The 26119-nt window shown below is 29.6% G+C and carries 21 protein-coding genes; 5 read left to right on the forward strand and 16 right to left on the reverse strand.

Features of this window, described 5'->3' with window-relative positions:
* Positions 1-43: 43 nt before the first annotated feature.
* Complete coding sequence (locus HLA87_RS01740) at positions 44-1639, forward strand: MnuA family membrane nuclease (RefSeq protein ID WP_171111319.1); 1596 nt, start codon at positions 44-46, stop codon at positions 1637-1639.
* A gap of 30 nt (positions 1640-1669) precedes the next feature.
* Here the strand turns inward: HLA87_RS01740 and HLA87_RS01745 are convergent, their stop codons facing one another.
* From HLA87_RS01745 to HLA87_RS01765, 5 genes are read right to left on the reverse strand one after another with little or no spacing between them, the layout of a single operon-like run.
* On the reverse strand, positions 1670-2182 hold the full coding sequence (locus HLA87_RS01745) for an adenine phosphoribosyltransferase (RefSeq protein ID WP_171111321.1): 513 nt from the start codon (positions 2180-2182) through the stop codon (positions 1670-1672).
* A gap of 11 nt (positions 2183-2193) precedes the next feature.
* Entirely contained in the window at positions 2194-3996 is a 1803-nt protein-coding gene (gene infB, locus HLA87_RS01750; RefSeq protein ID WP_171111323.1) for a translation initiation factor IF-2, read from the reverse strand.
* Positions 3975-4256: a YlxR family protein gene (locus HLA87_RS01755; protein ID WP_171111325.1), complete on the reverse strand. Its 282-nt coding sequence runs from the start codon at positions 4254-4256 to the stop codon at positions 3975-3977. Before HLA87_RS01755 ends, infB begins: the two co-directional genes overlap by 22 nt.
* Positions 4257-4259: 3 nt before the next feature.
* Entirely contained in the window at positions 4260-5897 is a 1638-nt protein-coding gene (locus tag HLA87_RS01760) for a hypothetical protein (protein ID WP_171111327.1), read from the reverse strand.
* An 8-nt stretch (positions 5898-5905) separates the two neighbouring features.
* The gene (locus HLA87_RS01765) at positions 5906-6334 is read right to left on the reverse strand and encodes an LSm family protein (RefSeq protein ID WP_171111329.1); all 429 of its coding nucleotides are present in this window, start codon (positions 6332-6334) and stop codon (positions 5906-5908) included.
* Between the two features lie 725 nt (positions 6335-7059).
* Between HLA87_RS01765 and rpsT the strand changes: the two genes are divergently transcribed.
* Positions 7060-7335, forward strand: coding sequence for a 30S ribosomal protein S20 (rpsT, locus tag HLA87_RS01770; RefSeq protein WP_171111331.1), 276 nt, complete (start codon positions 7060-7062; stop codon positions 7333-7335).
* Between the two features lie 113 nt (positions 7336-7448).
* Here the strand turns inward: rpsT and HLA87_RS01775 are convergent, their stop codons facing one another.
* The 4 genes from HLA87_RS01775 to lpdA form a co-directional block, all read right to left on the reverse strand.
* Entirely contained in the window at positions 7449-8435 is a 987-nt protein-coding gene (locus HLA87_RS01775) for an alpha-ketoacid dehydrogenase subunit beta (protein WP_171111333.1), read from the reverse strand.
* 24 nt (positions 8436-8459) lie between these two features.
* Positions 8460-9545: a thiamine pyrophosphate-dependent enzyme gene (locus tag HLA87_RS01780; RefSeq protein WP_171111335.1), complete on the reverse strand. Its 1086-nt coding sequence runs from the start codon at positions 9543-9545 to the stop codon at positions 8460-8462.
* Between the two features lie 414 nt (positions 9546-9959).
* Positions 9960-11390 carry a hypothetical protein gene (locus HLA87_RS01785; protein WP_171111337.1) on the reverse strand — a complete coding sequence of 477 codons (1431 nt, stop codon included), beginning with the start codon at positions 11388-11390 and terminating at the stop codon, positions 9960-9962.
* Between the two features lie 121 nt (positions 11391-11511).
* The gene (gene lpdA, locus HLA87_RS01790) at positions 11512-12990 is read right to left on the reverse strand and encodes a dihydrolipoyl dehydrogenase (protein WP_237022756.1); all 1479 of its coding nucleotides are present in this window, start codon (positions 12988-12990) and stop codon (positions 11512-11514) included.
* Positions 12991-13130: 140 nt separating this feature from the next.
* On the opposite strand from lpdA, the gene HLA87_RS01795 reads away from it, so the two are divergent.
* Both HLA87_RS01795 and rbfA read left to right on the forward strand, forming a co-directional pair.
* Positions 13131-13688: an inorganic diphosphatase gene (locus HLA87_RS01795; protein ID WP_171111339.1), complete on the forward strand. Its 558-nt coding sequence runs from the start codon at positions 13131-13133 to the stop codon at positions 13686-13688.
* A gap of 159 nt (positions 13689-13847) precedes the next feature.
* Positions 13848-14189 carry a 30S ribosome-binding factor RbfA gene (gene rbfA, locus HLA87_RS01800; RefSeq protein WP_171111342.1) on the forward strand — a complete coding sequence of 114 codons (342 nt, stop codon included), beginning with the start codon at positions 13848-13850 and terminating at the stop codon, positions 14187-14189.
* A 43-nt stretch (positions 14190-14232) separates the two neighbouring features.
* On the opposite strand, the gene HLA87_RS01805 is transcribed toward rbfA, so the two are convergent.
* The 7 genes from HLA87_RS01805 to parE all read right to left on the reverse strand — a co-directional run bounded on the left by HLA87_RS01805 (position 14233) and on the right by parE (position 24579).
* On the reverse strand, positions 14233-14802 hold the full coding sequence (locus HLA87_RS01805) for an MAG0920 family protein (RefSeq protein WP_419538408.1): 570 nt from the start codon (positions 14800-14802) through the stop codon (positions 14233-14235).
* 189 nt (positions 14803-14991) lie between these two features.
* A complete protein-coding gene (locus HLA87_RS01810; protein ID WP_171111347.1) occupies positions 14992-15666 on the reverse strand; it encodes a hypothetical protein in 675 nt (224 codons plus the stop codon).
* Between the two features lie 251 nt (positions 15667-15917).
* Complete coding sequence (locus HLA87_RS03675; RefSeq protein WP_419538404.1) at positions 15918-16670, reverse strand: MAG0920 family protein; 753 nt, start codon at positions 16668-16670, stop codon at positions 15918-15920.
* A gap of 920 nt (positions 16671-17590) precedes the next feature.
* Positions 17591-18607 carry a hypothetical protein gene (locus HLA87_RS01820; protein WP_171111352.1) on the reverse strand — a complete coding sequence of 339 codons (1017 nt, stop codon included), beginning with the start codon at positions 18605-18607 and terminating at the stop codon, positions 17591-17593.
* Positions 18597-19580: a hypothetical protein gene (locus HLA87_RS01825; RefSeq protein WP_171111354.1), complete on the reverse strand. Its 984-nt coding sequence runs from the start codon at positions 19578-19580 to the stop codon at positions 18597-18599. Before HLA87_RS01825 ends, HLA87_RS01820 begins: the two co-directional genes overlap by 11 nt.
* A gap of 497 nt (positions 19581-20077) precedes the next feature.
* Positions 20078-22657, reverse strand: a complete 2580-nt coding sequence (parC, locus tag HLA87_RS01830; RefSeq protein ID WP_171111356.1) for a DNA topoisomerase IV subunit A — start codon at positions 22655-22657, stop codon at positions 20078-20080.
* A gap of 8 nt (positions 22658-22665) precedes the next feature.
* Positions 22666-24579, reverse strand: a complete 1914-nt coding sequence (gene parE / locus HLA87_RS01835) for a DNA topoisomerase IV subunit B (RefSeq protein WP_171111358.1) — start codon at positions 24577-24579, stop codon at positions 22666-22668.
* Between the two features lie 293 nt (positions 24580-24872).
* Here parE and HLA87_RS01840 point away from each other — a divergent pair, with 293 nt between their 5' ends.
* A complete protein-coding gene (locus HLA87_RS01840; RefSeq protein ID WP_171111359.1) occupies positions 24873-26105 on the forward strand; it encodes a class I tRNA ligase family protein in 1233 nt (410 codons plus the stop codon).
* The last annotated feature ends 14 nt before the right edge of the window (positions 26106-26119 follow it).

Consider the following 26119-nt stretch of genomic DNA (forward strand, 5'->3'; position numbering starts at 1 on the left):
CTTTATTTTGTTCTTATAACATTTAATAGTTTATAATTTAAATATGAAAAAAATCTTCAAAAAATTAATCTTGTTGAGCGCGTCGGCTGGTTCATTCATAGGAGCTTCAAGTGCTTGTTCCTTCCAGAATGATTCAAAAAATAATCCTGAATTTAAGTTAACATTAAAACAAAATGTTTTGATTGATCCAAGCGATAATGACTATACTAAATATTTCGATTTTAATGGCAATGAACATGGATATGAATACCTTGTAATTAATCAAGTTGAAAATAATAATCAAATGACTTTAACATATGAAATCATTGATAAAAATAAAGATGTTGTTGCTATTAAAATACTTGTTATTGACAGTAAATATGTCAAACCAATTTCAATAAACAAAGACAATAATAAAAAAATAGCAGGAAATATCGATGATCCTGATTGAACTCCTGAAGGCGATAATTGAATTGATGAGACAATTATATCGGACGATAATAATGAAAGTGTGAATAATTCTGTAGATAAACAAAATCCATCGGAAGATAACACTAACACTGAAGACAAAAACGACGATGTTCCAGTACCAAATCCAGTTCCAAACGAACATCAAGATAATCAAAATGTACAAACAACGTCAGATGATAGATTAAGAATAGCATTATGAAATGTTGCTAATTTTGGAGATGGGGCTTTGGAACCTAAATATCAAGCAATAACATCAATAATATTTACTCAAAAGTATGATGTTGTAGGTTTAATTGAATTAGACTCAATAAAAGTGATATCTCGTCTTGTTAATTATTTAAATGTCTTAGAACAAAAAAATAACACTAATAATCTTTGAGATTTCATTTACAAAGAATTACCTGTTGATTCCAAAAAGAATATTAATGTTAAAGGAGACAAAGCTGCTGCTTATATTTATAATAAGACTAAAGTTGTTCCTGAAATTTTGAATAATAGCCAAAACGGAATAATCTATGATAATTCAAATTTCCAAGTTTTTAAAGGCCCTCTTGCACTAAATGCATATTCAAGAGCACCGTATATTGGCAAATTTAGATCAAATGTTGAAGGATATAAAAACGTTAACTTTACACTAGCTATTTCTCATTTTGATGGGCCTGGCGTTAAAACAAAAATTGGCGAAGAATCATTTAAAGGTATGGGTTCGAGAGAATATAACGAAGCAAAAAACATTAAAAATGTATTAGACTGAGTCAAAAAGATTAATGATGGTGATGATGATTTAATTTTTATGGGTGATACTAACATTCCAAGCGGAAAAGAATCAATTGCGTTCGATTGAGTGAGTGAATACGGTGCTATTATGCCTTTAGGCGAAGGAGAAGAGGCATTGTCTTCGCTAAAAACTGAATTTGGCAATTATGCAAAACCTTATGACAAGATTGTTCATAAATCAAATTTAAAATTTGAAAATGCTAAGGTTTATAAGCTTTATAGTTTTGTTGAGGATCCTAGCATATTCCAGTGAGCTAAAATAACATCATTAGTTGATTGGATAACTTATTATCAAAATTATCAAAAATACAATAAAACATATTCTTCTAATTCCAGATACATCTATAACGGTGTAAGCGATCACTCTCCAATAAGTTATGATTTAATTTTAGATCCTAATGATCCTTATTAAAAAAACAGTCCAATTATAAAGGACTGTTTTTTATACCTCAATTAAAGAAGTAATCTCAATACCACTATCTTTAAATTTTTCACGGCCATTAAGATCTTTTAATTCTAATAAAAGAATAATTCTTTTGACGATTGCTCCTTGTTCTTCTAATAGAGTAACAATAGCTTTAGTTGTACCACCCGTTGCTAAGACATCATCAACAATAGCAACTGTTTGTCCAGGTTTAATGAAACCTTTTTGAATTTGTAAAACATTATTACCATATTCTAAAGAATAATTTTTGCTGAACACTTCACCTGGTAATTTTCCGGGTTTACGCACCATAACAAAAGGTTTTTTTAAAAATGCTGCGGTAGGAGTACCAAACAAAAAACCACGGGCATCAGGACCGACAATTATATCACAATCCTTAGCTATTTCTGACATCTTAGTAATTGTATAATGTAATGCTTCACCATTGCCTAAAAGAGGGCTAATATCTTTAAAAATTATGCCTTCTTTGGGAAAATTTGGAACATCTCTAATGTATTTTTCTAAATTCATAATAAACCTCGCTAAATTGTTACAGCAACATCTTCAAAGAATTCGACAATATCATCTTGTTTGATATCGTCAAATTTCTTGATTTTCATACCGAAGTCTTTTCCTTTTTCAACTTCTTTAACATCATTGATATCTCTTCTTAAGGTTTCGATTTTGCCATCGTGAATAAGTTTTCTATTTCTAAAGACTTTTACTTTACTGCCCGCTTTTACAACACCTTCGTCTAACATTACACCTGCAATAGTACCGACTTTAGAATAGAAGAATGTTTTAATAACGTGTCCAGAACCAATCTTTTTCTCTTCATAAACAACTGCTTTTTCACCGTCTAATCATAACTGCATATCTTCAATTACTTTAAAGACAACATCATAGAAAGCAATCTTAACACCGCTTTGTTTAGCACTCTGTTTAATATTTGAACTAGCTTTAATTCTAAAAGTGATGATTAATGCATCAGATGTTTGTGCCAGCAACAAATCGGAGTTTGAAACTTGTCCGGTTTGGGCTCCAATAACTTTGATTACTGCTTCATCATTACACATACCATCTAATTTAGATTTTAGAGCTTCAGAAGTTCCTTGAACATCCGACCGAATGATTACGTTTAATATTTTCTTGCCATCTTCGTCAGAAGTTTGGGCACGGTTAAATAAATCGAATTTCTTATCCATTTGTTGTTTTTCTTGTGCTATTTTTTTAGCGAATTTTTCATCCTCAAAAGAAATAAATCTATCTCCAGCTAATGGAGAGGTGTTTAAACCAGAGACAACAACAGGCATACCAGGAGTAGCACTTTCTAGTGTTTTGCCGGTTGTAGACTTAATTGATTTGATTCTACCATATGATGAACCAGCCACCATAAAGTCACCCTTATATAAAGTTCCATTAGCAATAATTAGGGTAGCAACGACACCAACACCTTTATCGGCTCTAGATTCTAAAACAATTCCTGATGGGTAACGGTTTTTGTTCGCTTTTAAATCCATCAAATCTGAAAGGGTAATAATATTGTCTAATAATTCGTCAATACCTTCACCAGTTTTAGCTGATCCAGTAATCATTGGTACGTCTCCACCGTATTCTTCGATAATAACATCATTTTCAGCTAATTCACGTTTAACACGTTCCAAATCCTTGGCTTGTTTGTCAATTTTATTAACAAAAACAATCATTGGAGCATTAGCTGCTCTTGTATGTTGGATTGCTTCTTTTGTTTGCGGCATAACGCCATCATCGGCAGCAACAACTAGAATGACAATGTCGGTAACTTGAGCGCCACGTGAACGCATTTCGGTAAATACTTCATGTCCGGGCGTATCAATAAATGTTATTGTGCCTTTATCATGAAATACTTGATATGCGCCAACGTGTTGCGTGATACCACTGGATTCGCTTTCAGCCACCTTGCTTTCACGAATATAGTCCAATAGAGTTGTTTTACCGTGGTCTACGTGACCCATAATTGTGATTACAGGAGGTCTTTTAGACAGCAATTTTTCGTCATCTATAAATTCGACAGTGTTTAAAAAGTTTGAAGCATCAACACTTTGTTCTTTTTTAAAGTCTAAATTTTGTTCTAAACATACCTCAGCAATTTCTTCTTCTTCAAGAATGTGGTTGATTTGGTACATTTTTCCTTTCATCATAAAACTTTTAATTAAGTCATTTGGGTTCATTCCAATTTTTGTAGCAAATTCCCCTAATGGAAGTGTATTTGTAAAAATAAACACACCGTTTTTGACTTCTGTTTTAATGTCGTTCAATTGTGCTTGAACGTCATCTTGATTTGTTAATCTATTCTTTTTAGACATTCTGCCTCCTTTAATTCTTTTTCGATTGACTCATATACGTTTTTAGTGACATTAGTACGAAAACTTCTGTTTAATGCTTTGGTTTTTAAAATGAAATTTCAATTTTCATCGTTTGCAACGAAATAACAACCGCGACCTTTTTTTGTTTTTTTAAGATCAAGACTTATTATTCCTGTTTTTTTGTCATAGTCTACACGCGTTAAATCATTGACGGGTAAAATTTGACCAGTTACAATACATTTTCTATTGATTTGGTTCATTTATTAATCTTCTCAAGCGTCGTCATCTAAAAACTCGTCCAGGTCAAACTCATCAAGCCCATAGCTTGATAAATCATCATCAACCTTGAAATCTTTCAAGGCTTCTTTAACTTTTTTGTAGTCTTCAACATCGTTTCTTACTTGATGTTGATTTTTACTTTCTTCTTCTAATTGTTGTGCAATTTCATCAACTGTTTGAGGTTGTTCTACATTAGTTGCTTCAGGGGTTGTGTGTTTTTTAAATAATTCCTCGAAATCTAGATCAAAACTTGATGTATCAATATCAGCAAATTCTTGTTCTTGGAAATTTAACACATCAGTATCAAATGAATCTGCACTAACTTTAATTTTGTCAAGATCGACATCGAAACCAAACGCTTTTTTGTTGTTTCTTGTGTTTCTACGAATTGGACTACTTTTTATCTCGACTGCATTAGAATAATTAAATTTAATTCCTTGTTCTAAAGCATCTTTTTCAGAAATAACATCTAAATTACATTTTGTTAAGTTTGAAGCCAATGATACATTAATACCTCTACGGCCTATAGCTGGTGTAAGCCCATCTTTAGCAACTATTACTCAATAAACATTACGTGTAGAGTTTTGGTCTTCGCCATTTTTTGCAACAACATCGATAATTCTTGCTGGCGACATTGCATTTCTAATGAATTTCTTAGGATCTTCATCATATAGAATGACATCGATTTTTTCGCCAATTTCTTGATTAATAGCTGTAATTCTTTGTCCATTTGGACCAATAATTGAACCGAAAACATCAAAATCAGCAGGGGCTAATGCGCTAGCTTTAAATGCAACCTTAGTTCTTTCACCCGGTTGACGTACGGTTTCCACAATTTCGATAATACCTTCATTTATTTCCGGAATTGAACGTTTTAACAATTCTTCAACATTTTCCTTAGAATCCATCGAAACTTGCACTTGACTTAATTTAGCTTCCTCTTCCACACTCAAAATAGTTGCAAAAGCATATTGACCAGCTTTAATTTCTCTTCTTGAACTTATGTGGTTCGATGGAAGATAAGCTGTTGTTGGAGCATCATGTTCATCTGTAATTTGAACATTTCATGACCCATCGGCGTTTCTAGCATTAAATTGAATTCTGACTCTTTCGCCAATTTTATCCTTGAATGTTTCGAAAACTTTTTGTTTTCTAAGCGATGACATCCCTTGTTTAATTGACGAGTGAATGGTTTTTAACAAATTAGAGTATTTTGTATTTTTTACCGCTTCAGATAAACGTTCAAGATCCAATACACGTTCAACAGTATCTCCTTCTTCAAGAGATTTATCAATTGCTTTTGCATCAGAAAGTGAAATGTATGTGATGTGCATTAACAACACATCGCTTTCTCTACCAGGGGTCATACTTGAATTTAAATACCCTTGAGCTTCCTCATCGCTAATTACAATCATTGATTTGATTACTGGTGTTAATGTTTGATTTTCCTCGTTTAAAATATATTCAACTTCTACTTCGGGGTCAATTTTAGATAAAATCTTTGTTGTTTCTTCACTGAATACATTGACAATATCACTTAAGTTTAGTTTTTGATTTTCTTCAAAAGATTTTACAATTTCGTAAAAGCTGTGTGACATACTAACTTTTTCTGTTTTTGACATAATAACTCCTAAAATTTAATGAATTTTTCAACACTTAAAATGTTTGATTTATCCACTTTAATTTTTCTTATATTTCCTTTTTGATTTCATTTAATAATAATGTCTGCATCATTAAACTGTAATAATGTACAGATATATTCATTTACTTTGTTTTCTGTTTTGTAAAGTTTTATTAATAAATTTTCACCAATATGATTATTTAATTCATTAACTTCATAGCTCAAGTTAATTCCGGGTGAATGAACTTCAAGACCATCAAAACGATCAATGTTTTCGTTATCGAATCACTCATTGATTTTGTAACTTAGTTCATTAACTTTTTGCATATCTGTGTACTTTACAGTAACTTCCAACAAAATAAATCCATCACTAGATGTTTCTTTGGCTGATAAAATATCATCACCAAATACTTCTTTTAGTTTTAAATCTCAATTCAAATTTTCTCCTTAAAAACAACAAAGAGTTGCGGGTGCAACTCAATATTATTTGACTTGATGACATTATTATATCACAATATGTTATTTTTTTAATTACTGCTCATTTCAGTTTTCTATTTGTGTTTATTACTAGCTTATCAATTTGTTGGTTTTTAATAATTAGCTTCTTTTTAAACGTTAGTGTTTAGTAAAGTTATTGATAAATAAAATTATGAAAAACTTCAATTTTTTCATTAAAAAATGTTTTGTGACGAGTAAAAATGTTGTAACATAATATGATAATAATTATTATAATACCGTTAATGACTGAACGCTAAGTGTATCGACGCACAAGCTTAGAATTGGGCCATTTAACGGGCGTCGTTTCCAGTCAAAATTAATTCTTTAGAGTCTCGCATTGCTCCTTTTATTAACCATTGTTTTAGGTTTATGTTTTTTTCTTATAACGGTTGGGTCTTCACCTATTATAAATAAAGGCGGTTCGCTTACGCCTTGATTAATAAAGCGGCCTAACAAATAGTATCATTTCGTGCTATGTTTGCTTCTTCCATTTCATCATAGTACTTATAATAATAAATAATGCGAAACAAGAGGTCCCTCCTCTTGTTTTCTTTATTAATTGTGAATATTAATAAAATTTTTGATTATTAAGATTTTATATTATAATAATTAAGATTTTTTCAGTTCGTCAAATCGAACTAAACATGAAAAAAGAGGAGGCTTATATGGCAAATATTAAATCAAAAGTTAAACACATCGCTAAATCTGAACAAAACAGAGTAAAAAATGCTGCGATGAAAACAAGAGTGCGTAAAGCAATAAGAGCTGCAAGAGAAGCAGTTTTAGCAAAAGCCGAAAATGCAAGCGAACTTGTAAATAATGCTCACTCAATTATTGCTACAGCAGTACAAAAAGGTGTTTTCCACCCAAACAAAGGTGCTAGAAAATCATCACGTTTAGACAAATTTGTTAACTTGCAAAATGCTATCGTTGAAGCATAATAAGCATCCATCCATTTAAAAACGGGTAACCGTTTTTTATTTTATTTTTCTAGAAATCATGATGGTAAAAAATAAAAAGAAAAACCCGCGCGGGGTTTTCCGTTATTGTTAAATTATTTTAGAATTTCTTTAATAACTGTAGCAATTTTGTCTTTGTTTACCATGAATAAACCTTCTAATGCAGGTAGAGGCATAGTAACATCTGGTCCGTTTAGACGAACTGGAGCAATTTTTAGGTCGTCAAATGCTTTTTCGTTAACACGAGCGATAATTTCAGCTGTGATTGAACCTGATTGTACAGATTCCGAAATTGCTAATAGACGTCCTGTTTTCTTAACTGAGTTAATAACAGTTTCGGTGTCTAAAGGTTTTAGAGTTCTTAGGTCAACTACTTCGATTGAGTAATCTTTTCCTTCAGCTGCCAATTGTTTAATAGCTGCGAATGTTTCGTGAACCATGTGACCGTAAGTAACAATTGTTAAATCATCACCTTCAGCTTTAACATCTGCTTTACCAATTGGTACTGTGTAGTATCCAGCTGGAATTTCTTGTTTAAATGCACGGTAGTCGTGTTTGTGTTCTAGGAATACAACTGGGTCATTATCTTCAATAGCTGAAATTAATAGACCTTTTGAGTCATAAGGTGTAGCTGGCATAACTACTTTAAGTCCTGGAATGTGGCAGAATAATGCTTCGATTGATTCTGAGTGGTGTTCTAGAGCTCTAACTCCACCACCACAAGGCATTCTTAGTACCATTGGTACTGATAATTTACCACGTGAACGGTTTCTTAGACGTGCTGCGTTACCAAATAATTGTGCTAATCCATAGAATACGAATCCTGAGAATTGAATTTCTGCTACTGGTCTTAGACCAGCAACAGCTGAACCGATTGCTGTACCTGTAATTGCTGATTCTGCGATTGGCGCATCAAAACATCTATCTACACCATATTTCTTTTGTAGTCCTTGTGTTGCACGGAATACACCACCTTCGAACCCTGCGTCTTCACCATAAACGATAACTGTTTTATCTCTCTCCATCATAATGTCTAATGCATTTGTGATGGCTGCGATGTTATTTACTTGAATTTTTTCCATAATATTATCTCCTTAATGTGAATCCTATTTAATAAATCTTCTGAATGCTTCTTGTTGTTCAACTAGTTCTTCAGGTAGAGTTTCGTAGGTGTATTTGAATATGTCGTCGTAGCCTTCTGTAGCAATCATTTCTGTAGATTTGTCGTATGCAAGTTTAGCAGCTTCAGTAGCTTCTTCTGTTCAGGTTTCTTTTTCTTTTTCAGTAACAATTCCATTGTCGAATAAGTATTTTTCGATACGGTGGAATGGTTCTCATTTTTCGTGTTCAATTTCTTCTTCTCTTGTACGGTATACACGTGGGTCATCACTAGTGGTGTGTTGTCCTTGACGTCATGTAACCATTTCAATTAGAACTGGACCGTGTCCTTCTCTTGCTCATTCTGCAGCTTCTGATAGAACTTCGTGAGCAGCTAACAAGTCATTACCGTCAACACGTAGTCCTGGTAATCCGTAGCTCATAGCTCTTTGTGAAAGTGTTTTAACTTTGTAGCTATTGTGTTCTGGAACAGAAATAGCTCATCTGTTGTTTGAGATTACAAATACAACTGGTAAGTTGAATAGTGATGCTCAGTTTAATCCTTCGTGGAATTCACCCTCGTTTGTACCACCGTTACCGATAGTTGTGAAAGCAACTTGTCCTTTTCCAGCAACTTTAAGTGCTTTAGCAACACCTGCTGCTTGAGAAATTTGTGAACCAATGATAACTTGCATTGGAACAATGTTTGATTTGAATTTAGAACCCAATTCTGAACCTCTTCAGTATAGGTAAACTGATTCTAATGATTCTCCACGTGCTAATAATGTAGCTAGCACACGGTAGTGAGGAATGAATCAGTCGTCTTTCTTCATTACAAAACCTAAAGCCGATAAGAAAGCTTCTTCTCCTAACATAGGAGCAAATGTTCCTAAACGTCCGGTTTTTTGTAGTGTTAATGCATAGTTGTCTCATGAACGTGAACGAATCATGTTTTTGTACATGTCTCTTAATAGTTCTTTTGACGCTGTTGGTTTGTATGATTTGTCAATTAGATCACCATTGATGTCTAAGAAACGAACCATTGCATCTGGGCAAGTCATTACTTTGCCCTCTTCGATGAATTTAAATTTCATATGCGTATCCTTTCATAGATTTGTATATTTCATACATTAATATTATATATAAATAACTTTTTGGTAAAAAAAATATATTATTTAATGTGGAAATTAAAAAAGTTGTTTTTTTAGCTAAAAAAGTATATAAATTTAACTTTTTGGTAAAAAAACAATAGTTATACACAAAAAAATGACTTAAAAATCTCAAAATTTGTGAAATTGTTTTTCTATATGCGCCAGCAATGCTACATTTTCCTTTATATGCTTGTCTATCGTGTTTTTCGTAAAAATAAGTATCAAATGTAGCATCAAAAAAAATTTTTAAAAATGTGTAAAGATTTCCACAAATACTGATATTTGAGAATGATATTTGAAAATTTCTCGCATTAATAAACTTTAACTTACGGATTTCAATAAAAAATGTAGCTTTTGCTACATAGTTTTAGATTTATATAAATCAATAAATTCAATTAATGGATCAACTGTCTTCAATAAGTACTCAGCCATATTGGCACCAAAAATAGATAAATCACATGCTGCGTATAATAATTGGAATAAGTTGATATTTATTTCTTGAATATCTGTTAATTTTGCTTCTTCAAATTCTAATGTTGTTTTATTAGTTTGGGAATTATATAAAGGTACAACCTTATTAAAATCTAATGCGTGTTGAACCGGTAGTTTTTTATCCGGGTATGATAAGATAGCATACATTTTATTTTGAATTGATCAAATAGATGAACTTCCAATACTGTAATGTTTACCGAATAAAACATTGTTTCTTAACGCATTTAAAGATTTTCCCAATAGATTTACAACATGAGACGGAACATCCATTGTCTTCAACTTGAAAGTTAAATCAAAATCATTATCTTGAAATTTTTGATCTTTAAAATTGCGTTTATTTGTATTAGCAATTTCATTAAAGTAGTTAAAAATAACAAAATCAGGCATTTTAACGGTTGCTGTTGAAAGGTGCGCTCCAAAATCAAATGTAATATATTTTAATCATTGAATCTCGTCAGAAATTTTAGGTTTTAAGATTTGGCGAGAATCGCTAGTTAATTTTTGTTTGTCTAGTGCAGAATATGTTGAAGTTTTGTCTAAGACATCAACATCCTGAAGTTCTAGTGTATAACCATTTACTTTATATTCGTAACAAAAACCGACATCTTGCAATGTTTTATCATGTGAAATATCTGGGTAACTAAATCTATTCAAAATCTTTTTAGAAGCTTTTGTTGAAATGTATTCAACATTAAATGCGCCATCCAAAATAGTCTTTTTAATTGACTCATTGTCAAATTTAGTATTTGTGAAATGATCATAGACAGAAATGTAAATTGCGTTGTTTAAGTCAACTAATGATTTCTTTGTTTTTTGTTTTAATGAGACACAAACTAGCATCAAAATGAATCCTAAACCACACAACCCTCCCAATACTGGATAACCGATATTAGTGTACTGTTCAAATGTTGTTTTCAATGGATTATCAAAAAAAACTAACATAACAAACGCTATTAAAGCTAAGGCAAATAACACAAATATTACTGAAGAAATGCCAGTTAATATTGAAAATGATTTATTTTTTTTCTTTAGATTTTTTCTCTGTAACGAAAATTCTGCGGCTTTTTCGTGATTGAAACTTCCAACTGTTTTAGTTAACAAGTTAAAATGAATTTTTTTGGTAAGCAAGTTTTCTTCGCTTTCGTTTTTCAAGTCCTTCTTTAATTCATATCACTCAGGCATACTTCCTTGGTAATTTTGACATGTTTCTACCATATCTTCATCTATTTCTTTATTAATTGTTTCATACATTAATTTACCAATTGACATTTTTTGTTTTAGTAATTCTTTTTCCATTCTTTTCTTCTCCTTTTCCTTATTTGTATATGAATTATAGTTCATTATTATAATATTACATATAAATGGGTGTGTTTAAAGCACAAAAAAAGCTGCAGTGCAGCTTTTTAACGTGATTTTTTTAGTGTTTATCTTTTTCTAATTCTAATTTTAGATGCGCATTACGTGCAGCTTCTCAAACAATTTCATTAAATGTTGGGTGTGGGTGTGTTGTGAATGTAACATCAGATACAGTCAATTTATGTTGCATTGCCATTCCAATTTCAGTAATATAATCAGTTGCGTTTGCCCCAATAATTGAAGCCCCTAAAATGTATCCTGTAGCACGATCGACAACAATTTTACAAAAACCTGCTGTGTCTTTTGTTGCAATTGATTTTCCTAAGTAACCAAATGAGTATTTTGATGAAAATGCATCGTATCCTAATTCTTTGGCTTTTTCCTCAGTAATACCGACTACTGAAATTTCAGGGTGAGTATAAATACATCCTGGAACTGGTTTGGTCAATTCATATTTAACATCATGACCTATAATGTGTGCAACTGCTGTTAAAGCATGTTGGTAAGCAACGTGTGCCAACATATTTTGTGCTGTAATATCACCAATAGCATAAACATTTTCAACATTTGTACGCATAAATTCATCAACAAGAATTTCTTTTCTAGTGCCTAATTCAACACCTGTATTTTCAAGGTTTTCAGTTGCTGGAATACGTCCAACAGCAATCAAGTAAACATCACTTAGGATAGTTTTTTGTTCACCATTCATTTCGTACATTAGTTCTTTTTTATCGTTTAGACCGTTAGTTGACGCACCATAAATAATTTCAATTCCTGCAGCAACTAGATGTTTAGTAATTTCTTTAATAACATCTTTGTCCATACCCGTTAGTAATGAGTCGGTGTTTTGAATAATTGTAACTTTTGAACCTGCTGCAGCAAATACTTGTGCAAATTCAACCCCAATAACACCACCACCAACGATGGTAATTGTTTCAGGTAGTTCTTTGTCATAGTTAATTGCTTCACGAGATGATAACAATTTAAAATCTTTATATCCTTGTTCGAAACCATTTAATTGTTTCAATCTACGAGCGTGGCTACCCATTGCCATAATAATGCTTTGTCCTTTATAAACTTTACCATTTACCTTAACAACGTGCGAACCAAGTCATTCGGCCTCACCTTCTTCGATAGTAGCTTTTGAACCTTTCATAAGCATTTTTACCCCGCCTGAAATTTGTTTAACTACAGCAGCTTTTCTTTCATGCATTTTCTTTCAAGTGGCTTGACTATCAACTTTGATGTCTTCTAAGTTTGCGACAACTCCATAACTTGCAGCATTTTTTAATGTTTCAAGAACATGAACTGAAGCTAGCATTGCTTTAGTTGGAATACATCCAATGTTCAAGCAAACACCACCTCAGAATTCTTTTTCAATAATTAAAACTTTTTTGCCAGATTTACCTAATTCTTCGGCCGCTAAATATCCCCCAGGACCAGCACCTACAACGATTACGTCAAATTCAGCGTCAATTTGTCCGGCGTATACAACACCTTTTTCGCTAAAAGCTTTTTTCATAAATTTATTTCCCTTCATTATTTCAACATTTGTTGATTTTGATATTGATATTATAAAAAAAGAAATTATTTCTATAATAAAATTTAAATTTTTTTTATTAATTAAAGCTAATTTATGAAATAAAAATGCAAACAGCGTTTTATGCTTATAATTAAGATATGTCAAATAATATAGTAGAAATTAAAATTGAGATTCAAAAAGGATCAAATATTAAATATGAATATGACCGCGCTGATGGTCAAATACACGTGGATAGAATATTAAGAGGAGATTTTGTCTATCCAGCAAACTACGGATTTATTCCAAACGCTTTAGACTGAGATGGAGATGAATTAGACGTTTTACTTTATTCTCAAGAAAAATTTGTTCCTGGCGTACTATTAAACGCTCGTATTATTGGAGCAATGAAAATGATAGACTCTGGAGAAACTGACACTAAGTTAATTGCGGTTCATGCAGATGATTACAGATTAGACTCAATCACTTCTATTGAACAGTTACCAGAACCATTTTTAAAAAATGTTGAAACTTTCTTCAATAATTATAAAAATTGAAAAAAACCTGGAGCATCAAAAGTTACTGGTTTTGAAGGCTTAAAATGAGCTTTAGATGAGCTAGAAGAATGCAAAAACTTAATGATTGAATATGGCAAAATGCCTAAAAAAGAATTTGTTGCATTAATGATGAAAAAACACCCGGAAAAATACGAAGAATAAGGTATTGCCTTATTTTTCTTTTTTTACACATATTCAATATATTTCGCAAAAATCAAATGAATGAAAATTTATATATACTCTTGTATTTTTAAAATATAGGTAAAATAAGATTTATAATTATAATAGGAGATAAAAACTTGCTCCTTGAAAGGAAGAATTATGAGTAAAAGCATTAATACATTAAGAAAAGAAAGTCAGTTAAAAACAATGATCGCACAAATTGTTACGACAGAATTAACAAACACAAACATTATTAATCCGACCGTTATAGACTGCGAACTTTCTGCAGATTCTTCACACGCAAAGGTTTTTGTCACATTCAGTGAAAAATCAGATGATGGAATTGAAGCAATCAGAAACGCTTCAGGTTTCATTAGAAAATCACTATCAAAAAATTTAAATTGAAGAAAAGTTCCTGAAATACACTTTGAACTAGACCACGTTATCGATGACGCTATGAAAATTGAAAAAATTCTAGCAAAAATCAAAACTGATGAATAATTCAAATTAAAAACTTAATAAAAAAATTAACATTTCGCAAATGTTAATTTTTTTCGTCTAACAACAAATCTTTATTTTGAAATATGAATGCGTAATCGTTAATTTTATAAAATGAGTCGTTAAGCGGAATTTCTTCATAATTAAATATTAATAAATAATAAAACTCATTGATTAATTCCCGATTATTAAATTTTAAAATTTTCTTTTTTCAATTCCGATAGAGAAATTTAACAACACTAGCTTCTTGATATTTGAATTTCCCCTTATGTGTAACAGTAATAATAAACATCAGATGTTCGTGGTCATTAAATTCATTATAAATTTGATTGTTTGGGGTCGTAACAATATTTTCAAATAGAGTGAAATCATTGTCTTTATTTTTTACTCTCCATTCTTTGATTTCTTTGCCAATTTTTAACATTTTAATAGTAAGCATTGTAATTATTATTAAGAGAACAAAGGCTGTTAAAACGCCTAATTCGGGCACCATTAAGGAAATCAATCTATAGTAAAAATCTTTATAGCCTCAGTGTATTTGGGTTAAAAATGCAATGTCATCAATAAAAGCCACAGAAAAAATAATAAGGAATGATATAAAAAATATTAAAATTAAATTTTGTTTTTAAAATAAAGATCAAAAAATGTTTCGTTAACCTTTACTTTGTTTTTTACAAATACTCGAGAAACGCCTTTTTTAAGAATAATTTCTCTTCAAGTATATGAAAATACTGTAATATAAATTATGAAAAAAGCATTACCTAAAATAAAGGAAAAAAGCCCGGAAACAACGTTAGCGATTTCACTATTGAATCTCATTGTTAATAATATCCTTAATTAAATTTACGTAACATTGTGGGTCATAAGCGACATTATTAATTTTGATTTCCGGATAATCCAAAAGCAAAAAATAAATAAATTCAACTTTATCTAATTGACCATCCTTATTGAACAAATTTTTAACTTTTGATAATTTCGTTATTGCGAAAACTTTTTGTAAATTACGATTTCATGTTAATTTAATGTCAAAATCTAGGCTTAAAACAATGTTTTTAAATTCGGGATAATTCTCAGGCTCTTGTATTGTCTGGTCAACCAACACATCTTTATTTTCTTTATTTCATTGTTTAACTTGCGATTTTATTTGAATATTATTTTTGAATAATGTAACTATCCCTTTTATACCAAGTATAGATGCCAAAAACGGAAGTATTAATAAGATTGTTTGTTCGTCAATCACGTTAATTTTTTGGGTAATAATAACAACTATTTGAATAATAATATAACTTAAATTAAATAAGGTGTAATAAACAATCAATATATAGCCTAAAATAAAAGCATTTTTTATGTCTTTATTAAATCGATTAAATACATATTCTGGAATTTTTACTTTCGAAAGTAAATATGTTTTAGATTGAAGTTTATGATTTTTTATATGATCAAGATACTTGTTTTTCTTAGGAATTAAGTAAACTTCCAAAACTAACGATTATTGTTAAACTTATTGCTATGTAAACAATTGAAACAATTAAATAAGTGGTCATTTCACCCCCTTGTTTTATATTCCAATCAACTTTATTGAACAAAACCAAAAGCAATAATTGTTGGTATTGTGTTAAATTTTATTTAAAAATTTCTTTGTTTTGATAATATTGTGAACATGTCGAATATATTCAAATTATAAAGGTTAATTGACGAATATAGACGATTTTCATTTTAATTTGGCACAAATTATATTTGTTTAATGTTTAACATTGATATTTCATCTATTAATTGAATATAGTGCTCATAAGTGTAATATGAACTATTTATTTTAGTTTTATCATAGTCGAAAAGCAAAAAATAAATCAACTCATCGGAATCTAAATTTCCATTGTTATAGAAAGATTTTGTTTCTTTAGTGTATTTTATTTTAACAAAATTCTCAATATGATTTATTACAGTTGAAAAACCTAAAGTGAATGTTTCATTAAGTATAACGTTTTTAAAACGCTCATAATCATCGAGGTCTATTTTTTTGTTACGTTCAATTTCAATATAATTATTTTGATTATTTCAAATATCAATCTGTTTTTTAACCATGAATCCTTTATATATTAAGGAAATTAGAGTTCAAAGAATATAAATCAATAGGAAAATAGGAAGAGATATTAAAATTATTTCTAATTCAAATCAATAAAATTTGAGTTTGAATTTAAAATAAAGAGCAAACTCTGCTGCAATAAATCCTATAAGCAAAAGAACCAAACAGCAAAGAGAAATAAATAAAAACTTTAAAATCTTATGAATGTTTTGACCAAATAAATTAAAAACATTTGTGGGTAATTTAATTTTACCCAATAAGTAAGATTTGGCTTTTAGTCTATTAAAATTAATATAACTGATGTCATATTTAGTTTTTGATAATAAACGAAATTTGAACACAAATCAAAGAATAGTTGTAAGTATTGCGTAAAAAATCACTAATGAATAAAAAGCCCACATATTAACCTAATTTTACCTTAAAATGCTGGGATTATCAAGCCAATAATGGCGCAGAGTAAAATAATAAAATTATCGGAAACGCTAATTATTGTTGTTCTACTTTAAAAACCTTTTTCGTTTTTTTCATGAAGCAGCTGTTTTGTTTCTTAATCTCGCAAAATCTATTTTATAATGTCCGAACAAAAGTCAAAATAATTAATGCTAAAATAATTCTTTTTATGTTTCGAATCACTTAATATAGAACATAAAAAAGTAATTAAAAATATGCTTTATTAATGTTTAAAGGATTTAAATTAATAACTTACAAAATTATTAATAAAATTTGATTATTTTATAAATTTATCTAATGATTCTCATTATTGAAACATCTTCAATTAGACAATGATTTAATTTTATATTTTGCTTTACTAATAGATATAAAGGTGCCAAAGACACATTCGATTGATATCATTCGAATGATCAAACCAGTAATTTTATAATTATACTGTGAACAATAAATTAGTAATCAATTAATTTTTCTTTTTTTGTTATCGCTATATGTCTTACCTCAATATCGAATCATTTTGGTTAGTATGTAATAGTGCTTTCTAGATTGTATATTGATTGACTTTATAAAACATATTTGTTTATTTTAATTCTTACTACATCTCAGTCAATACCATTTTTATGTAATCTTAAGTAGCTTTCTTCAATAAATTTATAAATTGATTTTTATTTAGAATTTTGAATGATGTTTGCAGTTTTGACTTTTTAAAGATATATATCGCAAAAATGATTAAATATTGAGCTTGTAATTTTTGAATGTTATTCTCTTTTGTATTCGTCAATTACTGTTTGCATAGATTTTGTGATATATATATTTATATATAAAAGTTCCGTCTTCGTTGTTGTGAGTGGAACAATGCTTTAAGAGAATTTATTTAATCATTGGTTTGATTTGCTAACTCAATATTATCCTTAACTTTTTTAAGTAATTTTTTAAGCAAATTCATATTTAAAAAATAATTACTTTTATTGTTTTCTAAATTATTTAGTATTCTGTTATTTTGTATATTGGATTTATTTTGTTTGCCATCAGAACTCTCCAAGTAATATATTGAATCACCATCTAAACAAGATACATAATGAATATTTTTATTATCTTCTTCATAATTTACAAAATCTATAATTTCCTTTAGTTCATTATTTTGACTCCCTCCAGAACCGGTAGTTAATTTATGTTCTATAATAAATATTTCATCACCTATCTTTATTAATAAATCTGGATATTTATTAATATAAACATTTCTAAAATCAAATGCAATATCATATTCGCTTAAAATTTTGTTAAACAATTTTTTATTGTCTTCCGGAAATAAATAAGATTGATTGTTATTTTTAAATTCATCTATAGTACTAACTTTTTTATACGATGATAATAAATCACTTTCAATTCTTTTTATACCAGTGCTTCCTTTTCTTTTGGAAGAATAAGCATCGCAAACAACTTGAAGGGCTTGATTGGAATATCCATGAGATAAATATATATTATGTCTATCATGAATATAATTTTCAATCAACCGTTTTATTATTTCTTGCTTTTCTTTTAATGTTTTTTTAATTGTAATAAATTGATTATATGATGTACCTTGTGTTTGAAAATAAATACAAAACGAAGAATAATTAATAAATTCTACGTCTTCAATAATGCGAATAATTTTATTAATTATTTCTTCTAACAACTTTTGATTCACAGCATTAAAATCTAATTTTTTTAATGACGAATAAGTTGTTATTAAATTGATTAATTCTTGATTATTCTCAGTTAGACTATTTGTTTGGTCTGCTGTATTCGGGATTACTAAAAATCCAAAATTTTCTTCATTGTTTTTTATTGAAGCATTCTTTTTATCTTTACTTCTTTCAAAAATTTCTATATTGTCTATTTTAAATTTCATTATTTAATTCTACATACGCTTTCTCTATTATGCCTCTTGCCAACTTAAAATCTAATCTTCTTCTTCTTTTGCCTTTAATGGTATTTCCTTTGAACGGCGTTAAAATAACATCATCAGTAGCTTCTCTAATGTTATTTAAAATTAGGTTAATTCTTTCTATGAATTTGTTTTTTAACGAATCTTTAACGTTTATATTTATTAATGTTATATGTCTAGAAGAAACCTTAATTTTATTTTCTCAGTCGTATTTAATATTCTGTTTAAAATCAAATTTAATTACAGACTGTTCTTTGGTTCCATCAATGGCCTTGAGAGCTAGCCAACCGTTTATATCATTAAATTTAATTTTAATTTTATTAATAGGTTTTAAAAAATGAGAATATATTTCCATTAAATTACCAACATAATTATTATTTTTATATATTTTTATTTTATCTAAGGATTTTTTTATACCGTCAAAACAAGCAACACAGACAGGCATTTCCGTATCATAAAATGGGTTTTCTTCAAGAATGGTAATTGAATATAATTTTTCTTTATCTTTAAAATTCGAATTAATAAACGATTCAGGAATTATTGCAACAACAAATTTTTGTGCTTTAAGCATCATTTCTAGAGCAATCAAATAAACATCATCATATTCTGACTTATTAAAATATTTTTGCAAATTAATACCCTGTCTTTTTGCAGAGTGTTTTTTAATATATGGTGGGTTTGTTATGATAATCGCATCTTTCTCATGCGGTATTCAAACAAGAGAATCATTATATTTTCAATTCAACTCTTTGTCAATATCTAAACCAATTTGTTTCGTAAACATTTTTCCATCGAACGCTTTAAATAAATCCCCTGAACCAGCAAAAGGGTCATATATATTTTTCATTTTAGAATTTTCTATGAATTCTAAAACTTGGGGCTTTAATCAAATGCTTTTCTTTGTAAAAAATTGGCCTAATCGAATTTTCTTATTCATTATCTACCACCCCTTATATTTTTATCATCTTTACTCTAAAAAATACATATTAAATATTACACTACCGCCATGATTTCCTCAAATATATTAAATTCTTAAACCATAAATTTCAAGAATAGACTTTGAGCAAATAATATATTTAAATAATTATAGCTTATTTCAATGTTGTTAAATAAACATAAAAACAGTTAATAAAATTGCTTTAATCAAGATTTTAAGAACTTTGGTGTGCTATATTAAATTCTCCTGTTCACTAGTTTGTGTAATAGAAAACATTATTTACATTTTCGTAAGTTTTTTATATTTTTTATGTTGTTTCTTTCTATCTAAAATATCCAAATGTTTTAAATACTACTTCAATTCTATTTAATTTATATCGAACAATCTCTTCAATGCGTAAGTGACCTGCATTTACAACTCTATCTTTTTTTTGATGAGACTTACACTACTAATGATTGCGTACAAAATAATTAACACTTCGCAATGTTATTTTTTATTTACTTAATTGAGTATTTTTTTAAAATTGCTTCAACATCCATATCCAATAAATTATCAACTTGTTTTTGGGCATTATCGATAATTTTTTCTTCTTTGTCAGTCGATTTTTCGTAAGATTTTTCAATATTTTGAATTTCATCAGATGTCTCGTCATTTGATTTAAATGATAAATTAGCAACATCTTCAACTTTAATTTTTGAAAAGCCTTCTTTAATTGTCGTTATAGGATACTCTGAAACTTTTTCCAAAGTTAATTCATTATTACTGTTTTTAACAAAAATTTCATCAGATAAATTTGTTGACATAGCATCAGTTACCAGGTATGGTTTTGTTTTAAATTGATTGAATAGTGGCTTACCTAAATGTTTTTTACTTATTTTGGTTATACCATTCACCTTTATTCTTTTGACGAATTTATCGTTGGCCAGTAATGTGACCACATCATCAGATTCTACTGGACAAAATGCCACAATACTATCAATAGGTGGTAAGAAACAAGATTTAGTACCGTTCGCTTTGGTTCCATAAATTTGTACATCATTTTCGGTGTAAAGAGAAGCCAAACCACGTTCTGTAATAATTAAAATGTCTTTGTAACCATTTGATAATTTTGCCCCAACTAGTTGATCTCCAGCACGCAATTTCATTGCGGTAAATGTTTTGTTGTTTCTTGAAACATAAAAATCTTTTAATAAAACTCTTTTTCCTTGACCTTCTTTTGTAAATAAACAAACATAGTTAAGAGTTTCAAAGTCTTTTACGTTAATAACTGAAACTAATTCTTCACCCGATTGTAACTCAACAAATTCAGATAGATGCGAACCGAACTCTTTTCACTTGCTTTCCTGAATTTTATAAACCGGAACTAACGCATAATTACCAAGATTAGTAAAAGTTAATATGCTGTCTGTTGTATTAACTTTGCCATAAAATTGAATTCTGTCTTCTTCTTTAATGCCGAATGTTGTTCAGTCATTCGCTTCATTTACTCTTGTAGAGAATCTCTTGATATAACCATGTTTGGTGATGCTTAAAATTACATCTTCGCTCACAACTAGGTCAGCTTCATCGTATTTAATTTTAATTTCTTCTTGGTTTATAGTCGTTTTTCTAGGTATGCCGAATTCTTTTTTAATTTCCTTAAGAACCTCAATGATTCAATCATTAAATTGACCAGAATCACTCAAAAGTAACTCGCAACGCTTAATTAATTCTTCTAATTCTAATTTTTCCGCCAGAAATGCTTCTTTATCAGTTTTTGACAATCTATATAATCTTAACTCCGCAATTGCCGTTGCTTGATTAATAGTAAAATCAAAAACACTTACTAAATTATCAATAACACCTTGTTTACCATTTTCACTTTTTCTAATTACTTCAATAACTTTGTCAGTAATTTCAGAAACTTTAATAAAACCTTCTACAAGTTCTAATCTAGTTTTATATTTAGCAAGATCAAATAGTAAAGTCTTAGTTTTTATATCTTTAACATGGCTGACGTATTCATTTAAAAGTTGTTGTAAACCGCATAATCTAGGTGAATTATTTACAATAGCAACATTATTTATATTGTAGTAAACTTGCATTTCAGTTTTTTGGAGTAAAAAGTTTAATATTGTTTCTTCATTAGCATTCAAATCAAGAGTTATTAAAATACTGATGCCGTCTCTGTCAGACATATCTTTTACTTCTAAAAGCCCATTAATATTTTCATTAGTTATTAGTAAATCTATGTCTCTGACTAATTTTGATTTAATTACGCCATAAGGTATTTCTGTAATTTCAATATATTTATTTTTCTTGTCTTCATAAACTTTATATCTTGATACAAGCGTGATACGACCTCTACCAAGCTCAAATGCTTCGTAAATTCCTTGATTCCCGTATACAATTCCACCGGTTGGGAAGTCAGGGCCTTGAATATATTTCATTAATTGTTTTAATGAAATATCAGGATTTTTAATTTTTGCAATTGCGGCGTCTATAATTTCATTTAAATTGTGTGGCGGCATATCAGTAGCAAAACCAGAAGCAATCCCCCTTGCTCCGTTTAATAATAAATTAGGAATTATAGACGGTAAAACAATTGGTTCTTTTTCGCTATCGTCAAAGTTAGGAGCAAATTTAACAGTGTTTTTTTTCAAATCTCCCAAGATGTATTCACTTATTTTAGCCAATCTAACTTCTGTGTAACGCATTGCAGCTGCTGGGTCATCATCAATACTACCAACATTACCGTGCATTTCAATTAACGTGTGGCCAATTTTTCAATCTTGTGCCATTCTAACCATTGCTTCATAAATTGAACTATCACCATGCGGGTGATATTTACCAATAACATCGCCAACAACTCTCGCTGATTTTTTGAATGGTTTATTAGAAAATAAACCCAATTCACTCATTGAATAAAGAATTCTACGTTGAACTGGTTTCAAACCATCTCTAACATCAGGCAGAGCTCTTTGTTGAATTATATATTTTGAATAACGACTAAAACGATCCGCCATAATTGAATCAATATTTTCAGCAACAATTTTTTCGACAATTTGGTCGATTTTAAGTTTATTTTTTGATGTCATTAGGCCTCCTAAATTTCATAGTCATCTTCAAGACTAAATTCTACGTTTGCATTAATTCATTCTTTTCTTGGTTCGGCATTATCACCCATTAATGTTGAAACACGTCTTTCAGCCAAAGTAACGTCATTAATTTTCACTTGAATCAAAGTTCTCGTTTCAGGATTCATTGTTGTCTCTCAAATCTGATCTGCATTCATTTCACCAAGACCTTTATAACGCTGTATTTCGGCATTTTTAAAGTTTGGTTGTTGCAAAATATCTTTTAGTTCCAATTCATCTCAAGCATAAATAATTTCTTTTTTACCTCGAGTACTCGTAACTTTAAATAAAGGAGGCAATGCGATATAAACCATACCGGCATCTACAAGTTCTCTCATATGTCTAAAGAAAAATGTTAAAAGTAATATTTGTATGTGAGCCCCATCCGTGTCGGCATCGGTCATAATTACTACTTTCCCATACTGGGCTTTTTTAATGTCAAAATCATCACCAACACCAGCTCCAATAGTATTTATAATAGTTGCTATTTCTTCGTTTTTTAATATTTCATAAAGTCTAGCTTTTTCAGTGTTTAGAACTTTTCCTCTTAAAGGTAAGATTGCCTGAAACTTGCGATCACGACCTTTTTTAGCGGTACCTCCAGCAGAATCGCCTTCAACTAAAAACAATTCTTTTTCGGATGCGTTTCTTGATTGAGCAGGTGTCAATTTACCGCTTAAAATTTGTTTTTCTTTTAAAGCGTTTTTAGTTGAACGGGCTTCAGCTCTTGCTTTACGTGCGCTAGCTCGAGCTTCAGCTGCTTTTTTAATTTTGTCTAATATTTTTTTAACTAATGGTTTATTTTCTACTGATCAAATTTTAAGATGCTTAAGAGCAATTTCTTCTACAACACTTTTAGCTTCAGGAGTTCCAAGTTTATCTTTGGTTTGACTAACAAATTCAAGATATTTTTCAGGTATCTTAACACTGATTATGATTGTTAAACCTTCGCGAATATCATCTCCATCAAAAGTGTTTTTACCTTTAATCATTTTTTCATCCATTGCTATCTCATTGAAAGTTTTAGTTAATGCCGATTTCAATCCTGATTCATGTGTTCCGCCGTCTTTAGTTTTAACGTTGTTAACAAAAGATAAAATAGTTTCATTGTAGCTATCGGTATATTGAAAACCGCACTCTACCTCAATATCTCGTTTAATTTCTCGGAATGTAAAAACATCTCCAATTGCATTTTTAGAATCATTCATGAACTCCACAAACGCACTTATACCATTCTCATATTGAAATTCATCTCTTTGATCTCTTATCTCATCAATTAAAATAATTTTCAAACCAGCAATTAAAAAACTACTTTCTCTTAATCTTTCGGATATTTTTTCGTAACTCAATTTTGATCGTTTAAATACTTCATAATTAGGTCAAAATTCAACTATTGTTCCGTTTTCCTTTGTTTTGCCAATTAGTTGAGTTTTTTGTGTTATTTCTCCACCATTTTCAAAAACAGTTTCATAAATTCCGCCGTCTTTATGAACTGTGGCTATTAACTTTGTACTCAATGCATTAACTACAGAAGCGCCAACACCATGTAGACCCCCAGATGTCTTATAAGCACTTTCATCGAATTTGCCACCAGTGTGCAGTTCAGTAAATACTCTTTCAACTGCTGTTTTTCCAGTTTGGGTTTTACCAACCGGTACCCCACGACCATTATCTTTTACTATTACAGAACCAGATTTGGTCAAAGTAACTGAAATTATATTAGCTGCACCAGCTAACGCTTCATCGATAGAGTTATCAACTATTTCTCAAACTAAGTGATGTAGCCCATTAACATCAGTACTTCCAATGTACATACCTGGACGTTTACGCACTGCTTCCAAACCTTTTAATTGTTGAATACTATTTTCATCATATTTTTGCATATATCAATAATACTATTTTTTATACTTAATCTCTATATATAATTTAGTAATAAGAAAAAAAATAGTTGTTTGTTAATGATTTTTAATGCATCACTGTAAATATAAAGGGGTTGTTTTATATTATATTTTATTTCAGTAATTTTGCTTATTCAATTGTAAAATGTGTGAATTAGCAATCCATTTTCTTAAAATTAATAATTATGATTTATTTTTTTGCAAAATAAAAAATAATTTTTCCTAGATTCAAATAACATATATATCAATTACAGATTTAAATATGTATAATTAATACTATGATTAAATTATATATTTGTGGACCGACGGTTTATAACAACCCCCATATCGGAAACTTAAGAGCAATTGTGACATTTGACCTCATTTTAAAAGCAATGCGTTTTTTAAAAAAAGATTTTTGTTTAGTTCATAACATAACCGACATCGATGACAAAATCATTAACAAAGCAATTGAATCAAATAAAACAGAGAAAGAAATTTCGGAAAAATATACACAAGTATATTTCAACTTATTAAAAATGTTAAATGTTGACACTATTACATGTGTTGAAAAAGTTACTGATAATATGGATGTAATTACGAAATATATTCAAAGACTAATTGACACTGGTAATGCATATTCTGATTCAGAAGGAAATGTTTGATTTGACGTTCAAAAAAATGCTGATTCTTATGGCTGTGTTTCAGGACAAAAAATTGAAAAAATGGCTTTTGAAGAACAAAATATCAATAAAAAATTCCCCGCCGATTTTGCCCTTTGAAAAAATACAAAAGTAGGAATAAAATACAATTCTCCTTTTGGACAAGGTAGACCAGGATGACATACTGAATGTTGTGCGTTAATAGATAAACATTTTTCTTCTCAAGGAGTTGATATTCATAGTGGCGGAATGGATTTAACATTTCCTCACCACGAGAATGAAAATATACAACATTTTGCATTGCATAATAAACACTTGGCAAGTGAATGATTGAGAACGGGACAAATTAATCTCGAAGGTGTAAAAATGTCAAAATCACTTGGAAACGTTATTTCCCCTGAGGAATTTTTCAATAAATACGGAGTTGAAATTTATAAATTAATGATTTTGACCGCTAAATTTAGTGCCCCAATAAATATCACGGAAGAATTATTTAAGAATCTTAAATCAGTAGAATCAAAATATATTAAAGTGATTTTTCAAATCTTTTTAAATCACGGTAATAATTTTGAAAAATTATCTTCATCTGAAGAAACGATTAAAATTTTTGAAGCATTAGCTAATTACGATTTTGCAAAATACAATATGTTATTAAATGAAGAAATCAAAAAATATAATAAATATAAAACTTATGAAGTCGCTCAAACAATAATCACTGTTTTAAACATTTTACACCCAACATTAACTAATTACAAAAACTATCTGGAATCAATAAAACTTTTTGACGAATGGCGTTCATTTGTAGAGAAAAAAGACTATTTAAATGCAGATATTTGTAGAGAAAAATTAATGAAAACAGGGCATTATTAACACAAACTAAAACG

The organism is Mycoplasma miroungigenitalium (assembly GCF_013008635.1).
Lineage (GTDB): Bacteria > Bacillota_I > Bacilli_A > Mycoplasmatales > Metamycoplasmataceae > Mycoplasmopsis > Mycoplasmopsis miroungigenitalium.